This is a genomic window from Acidiphilium sp. (assembly GCF_049977125.1).
Taxonomy (GTDB): domain Bacteria; phylum Pseudomonadota; class Alphaproteobacteria; order Acetobacterales; family Acetobacteraceae; genus Acidiphilium.
This window is the reverse complement of the sequence record NZ_JBMFGY010000181.1, coordinates 1-4,776: the sequence shown is the minus strand read 5'-3', so window position 1 is coordinate 4,776 and position 4,776 is coordinate 1. Positions and strand designations below refer to the sequence as shown.

The following is a 4,776-nucleotide window of genomic DNA, read 5'->3' as shown; positions in this document are numbered from 1 at the left end:
CGACCGCCTCCTCCATGGAATCCGGAGCCACCAGCACCGCATCGATCGGCATCTGCTGACCGTCCTGAAGCGACAATTCCGTCAGTGTGACCACCAGCCGGTCCCCTTCGCTTGAGAAATGCCCGCTCATCCGGTCGCCCGCGATTGGCCCGCTTTCGGCCTGGACCACGACCGTCGCATTCGACTGGTCGCTGCTCACCCCGGTCAGGGTCCTGCCATAGACGCCGTGATCCGCCGGGATCAGGACGGTCTCGGCTGGTGTGATCCGGGACGCCATCAAGGTCGTTGCGCGGGAAACAGCATCCGTACCGACGGATGCGGAAGGCGGCGGATCCGAGGCTTTGACGATCCGGGATGACGGGTCGCTCTTCTCATAGACATGGGTGGCATAGCTCGGCCCAGTCATCTGATGCTGCAAGGCGGCCAGGGCGTTCTTGTAGGCATTGTAGCGCGCCGTGTTGATCTGCGGCGGGGATTTGGTCGCCGGGGGTGGAGGGTCGTAATCGGTGGTGATGGTCCGGGCACCCTGCGGCAGGGGCGGCACCGGCGCCGGCAGCGTAACCTGCGTTGTCGCGGGAGCCGCTGCCGTTGCCGGTGGCAGATCCGCCGTTGCCGAGACATGGGCGCGTTCGGCCTGATCCGCCGTGCGTCGGATCTCATCATCGGTGACCTTGCGGATATAGGGGGTCGCATGATCGCCACCCGGCGTCGCGTCGGTGTCCGGCAATTGCGTCGCCGAGACGATCGTCGGCTTTGGTTTGGCACCGCCCAGGACATGATAGGCCCCGAGGCCAAGGACCACCGCCAGTACCCCGCCGATCGTGCCGATCCGGCGCAGTGACCGTGGACGGCGGCCCCTCAGATTCTGCAGGAAGCCCATGCTCAATCCTCCTTGAAGCTGACAGAGAACGTGTGGCCACCCGACGACATCAGCACCACCGGCGTCGGGGGCATGGCGTAGATCGTCACCCCGCCGACGCCGTGCTCGCTGGCATCCCATTCGGGCGAAAGCACCGTGTCGCGCGTGCGTAGGAACAGCTGATGCCGATAGCGCCAGGCGCGGATGGCCTCGGGTGACGCCCCGACCACCGCCAATGGCACAGCAGCGGCCGGGGGCTCGCCGTTCAGCATGGCGGTCAGGAAGGGCGCGCCGGTTTCGGGCGCACCCTGCCGCGCGATGATCTGCGGCTTGGCATCCGGACCCGATTGCAGGATCCGGACATCGATTGTGGAATCATAGGTTTTGGTGCCGGAGACCAATAGGAAGGAGATCGGCTGTGGCGCATTCTCGAGATTGACCAGCAGACCGCCGCGCGGGTAGCGAGCCTGCGGCATGATTTCGAGCGTGTTCGAACCCTTGAACGGGACGCACACATTGAACCCCGACGCCATCACCGCGGGCACGCCACCGGCGGTCGTGGCACTGGCGGCCGGCACGTCGCCGGTGCCGGTGCAATCCCCGCCGCCCCCCCTGGCCGTGGCGCTCGATTCCGTCCAGGCGATCGGCCAGGGGCTGCCGGTAGAATCGACAAAAGTCAGCGCGGTCGGATAGCCGATCACCGTGCGCACGATGGTGGTGACCCCGCCGGGTCCGAATGCCACTGCAACCGACGTCGTGGCCGGGACCGCCTGCATCGGGATCGTTGCCTCGGTCTCTGCTTGCTCATCCTGGTGGTAGCGATGGGCGAGACGCTCGATCATCCAGGGCTCGAGCGGGATCTCGTTGCGTTCTGCCGCATCGAAGGCCGGGTGCTTTGCACCCGGTGGCGCGGTGAAAGCCGGTGGAGGGGGCTGATTGCCCTGCTGCCCGGTCGCCTGCGCCCGTGCTACGGGCGTTGCGAGGGTCAATCCTGCGGCGATGATGGGCAAACGGAGCCATGCTCCCCATGCCCGCCGGCTGATCATCGCTGGATACCGCGTTGCTCTCGGGTGTCGCACCACGGGCATATGCATGACGGTTTGCATCTCAGACTCCTTTGCTTTCCGCGGTGAATTTTTCGATAGCGAGTCCGGAGTGATGCCGCCGCACGGATGCCCGGCGTACGACAACCCGCACGTCGTAGCGGCGCGAGACCAGCCCGTTGGCGTTCTGCCAGGTCACGATCAGCGGGAAGGCCACGGTAAACGTCGCGTTATGACCGAAACCCCGATGGACGACGACCGGGTCGGCTGTGGTCTGGGCAAACCCGGTCAGCTGCTCCTTGAGCAGCTTGTGCAGATCGCTCGCATCACCGCCAGCTTTGTAGGAGGCGGCGAAGGACCGCCACGCCGCTGCGGTGAAACGCCTCCGGACCTTGGTGAGAATGGTCTGGAAATCTACCGGGTTAACCGCATAGGCTGCGGTGATCGTGCAAGCCGCCCAATCGGCGATGAAAGTCTCGCTCATCGCGAGATTGCGCAAGGGCGTCACGGTGAACGTCCCGGCTCGCCCGATCACCTCGATCGGCGGCACCGGCCGGGCGACCAGGGCCGGGGCCGCGATGGCGAGGAGGGGGAACGCGGTGCAGCCCTGGATGATCGACACCCACGTCCAGTGTACCAGCCGCTGGTATAGGGCGACGATCGGATCCGGATCCTCGCTCGCTTTGATGCGTGCCTGAGCCGTCGCGTCGAGGTCGGTTGCTTTCGATAGAGCCGATATGGTGAGGCCATTTGACGCGCTCATTGCGGCACCGCGTTGATCTGCTCGATCGCCACCCCGGCATGATCGTGACCAAACGCCACGCGCCGCACGTACAGTTTGACGATCAGCGGGTCGGTGATCTGCTCGGACTCGTTTTCGTAATGGACGGTGATGGGATCGACGATTTCCCAGGTAATATAAGGGCCGATGACACCCCGATTGACGATACGCGCGGCCCCATCGGGCTTGACCCAGCCGACCATGCGCGAAGCCTTGATTTTCGCGAGATTGCCAGACCTCTTGAGTGATAGACCGAACTGATTCCACGCGGGGGTGGTGAACCGATCGGCATCATGATCGAGTTTGCTGGCGTAATCGCGCCAGTCGATCGCATAGGCGCGCCGCACCGTCGTGCTCGCCCATTGCAGAACCTGCCGATCGGACAAACTGGGTCGGTTGAGCGGGATCAGCTGCTCCGGCCGCCCATTGCGGGAGGTGCCAATCGGAATCATCCGCGGCGGATGCAGACGCTGCCAGCCCCAGATGCCGGCTACGAGAAGCATCGCTAAAGCAAACGTGCCATTTGCATATTGCTGCACCCGGATCAGACGCAGCAGAAAAACTGGATCGACCAGCTTCTTGGAGATCGCCTCCTCAGTATTCATCATCGCATCAAGCTCCCGCCCGTGATTTCATCGCGGGTGAGCAAAGAACGCCATGATGCAAATCGGAACGGATTTTTTCTCGCGATTTTCGATGCCGTGGTTCATGCCGCCGCACGTAGAGCCGCGCGGGCCGTCCGATACGCCGATTGCGTGGCTGACCGGCGCGTCGACCAGAAAAATTCATGATGCTCCGGATCGAAGCAGATATAACCGACCACCGTAACTTCGAGACCGCCAATCTCGTTCTGTGAGCGGGCCGGCAGACATAGACGCACGGCTTTGGTCGAGACCGACAGGGCACTGCAACCGAGTGCGGCCGCAATTTCCGAAGGGCGGGCGCCCTCCAGCCAAAACTCGCACAAAGCCTTCGTCCGGGCACTTGTCCACGGCACGATGCACCGCCCCAGTTGCGGGAATGCCGGCATCTCGCGAGCCTGCGAATGGCCGACATCCCGTTCAATCAGGGCCGTCAGATCGTCACGCAGACGCTGCCGCTGGCGCAGCATCAGACCGAGGCTACGGGCTTTCCGCTTGACCGCCGCAGGGCTCCGCCCCAGCGTCTCCGCAATCGCCTCAATCGGTGCCTCGGTCAGGAATTCGGCGCAGAGATATGTCAGTTGCCGGGGGGTATAGAGCCGCACTCCATCAGCGGTTTTCAATGTGCCGGCGATCAGCGTTTGGTCATCGGCGAGGCGGATCCGCCGATCCGGCGGTGCTGCCGCCCCCAGCTCAGCCGCAAGATCGCGGACCTGCGAATCATCGAGGCCAAGCACGGTCGCGATCATCTCGGTGGCCACCGACCGCTCCAGCATCGCCCGGCCCAGAACCCGGGTCTGTGCCGAAAACCGTTCCACCCCGGGCTTTCCCAGGCAGTCATGCGATTTATCCGTAGCGGCTCGACGGGGCGCTGGGCTTGACAGGCGCTGCGCGGAGTGCTGCACAGTATTTATGTGTTTACTGATAAACCGAGTTTGTTTGTCTACAGATTCAGCCGACTCCAAGCCTGATCGATCATCATCCGATGTCGACATGGGAACCCCCGAAACTTAGGCCGCGCAGCCACAGGCGCAGACAATACCCGCCTTCGCGGGCGCGGCTGTATCCGGCCTTATTCCTGCAGAAGTCTAAGGTTTTTTCAATTCATCATTCCGCAGACCAGTTCGAATCGTCATGCGAAATAAACGTTAGGCGTTTGCATCTCTTTCGGCATCGCGCGCATGGCGTTACGCCACGGCCAGCGAACGCAGACAATTTCAACAATCAAGACTCGCCACATAGTTGTGGACGCTGAAACCCCCGAGTTTCCGGGAAAGACTCAATTTCAAAATGTTACGACTCGATGCTCAGACGGGTCGTGCCTCAAAAAGCATATTTCGCCAAGATCATGTTCACGGCTGCAGAGAATCTGAGAAGGGCTTCTGCAAAATGATGAAAATTGCCTATCGAAGCCGTTGGCTTTCATGATCACTCGATTGTGATTTCGAGTAG

General features: G+C 62.6%; 4 protein-coding genes and 1 pseudogene. All 5 read right to left on the bottom strand.

What is annotated here, in order from left to right; translation table 11 throughout:
* Window positions 1-880, bottom strand: a pseudogene (locus tag ACP5E6_RS16185) (hypothetical protein); the annotation flags it as partial.
* Window positions 881-882: 2 nt separating this feature from the next.
* Window positions 883-1,869 carry a DotH/IcmK family type IV secretion protein gene (locus ACP5E6_RS16180; RefSeq protein WP_427955823.1) on the bottom strand — a complete coding sequence of 329 codons (987 nt, stop codon included), beginning with the start codon at window positions 1,867-1,869 and terminating at the stop codon, window positions 883-885.
* 97 nt (window positions 1,870-1,966) lie between these two features.
* Window positions 1,967-2,665, bottom strand: a complete 699-nt coding sequence (locus ACP5E6_RS16175) for a DotI/IcmL family type IV secretion protein (protein WP_427955821.1) — start codon at window positions 2,663-2,665, stop codon at window positions 1,967-1,969.
* Window positions 2,662-3,291: a DotI/IcmL/TraM family protein gene (locus ACP5E6_RS16170; protein WP_427955819.1), complete on the bottom strand. Its 630-nt coding sequence runs from the start codon at window positions 3,289-3,291 to the stop codon at window positions 2,662-2,664. The genes ACP5E6_RS16175 and ACP5E6_RS16170 overlap by 4 nt, the downstream gene beginning before the upstream one ends.
* 98 nt (window positions 3,292-3,389) lie before the next feature.
* Window positions 3,390-4,142 carry a hypothetical protein gene (locus tag ACP5E6_RS16165; protein ID WP_427955817.1) on the bottom strand — a complete coding sequence of 251 codons (753 nt, stop codon included), beginning with the start codon at window positions 4,140-4,142 and terminating at the stop codon, window positions 3,390-3,392.
* Window positions 4,143-4,776: the final 634 nt, after the last annotated feature.

What these genes read in the sequence shown, in the direction of transcription:
- ACP5E6_RS16175 (WP_427955821.1), bottom strand. Translation starts at nt 2,665, where the DNA reads ATGAGCGCGTCAAATGGCCTCACCATATCGGCTCTATCGAAAGCAACC.
- ACP5E6_RS16170 (WP_427955819.1), bottom strand. Translation starts at nt 3,291, where the DNA reads ATGATGAATACTGAGGAGGCGATCTCCAAGAAGCTGGTCGATCCAGTT.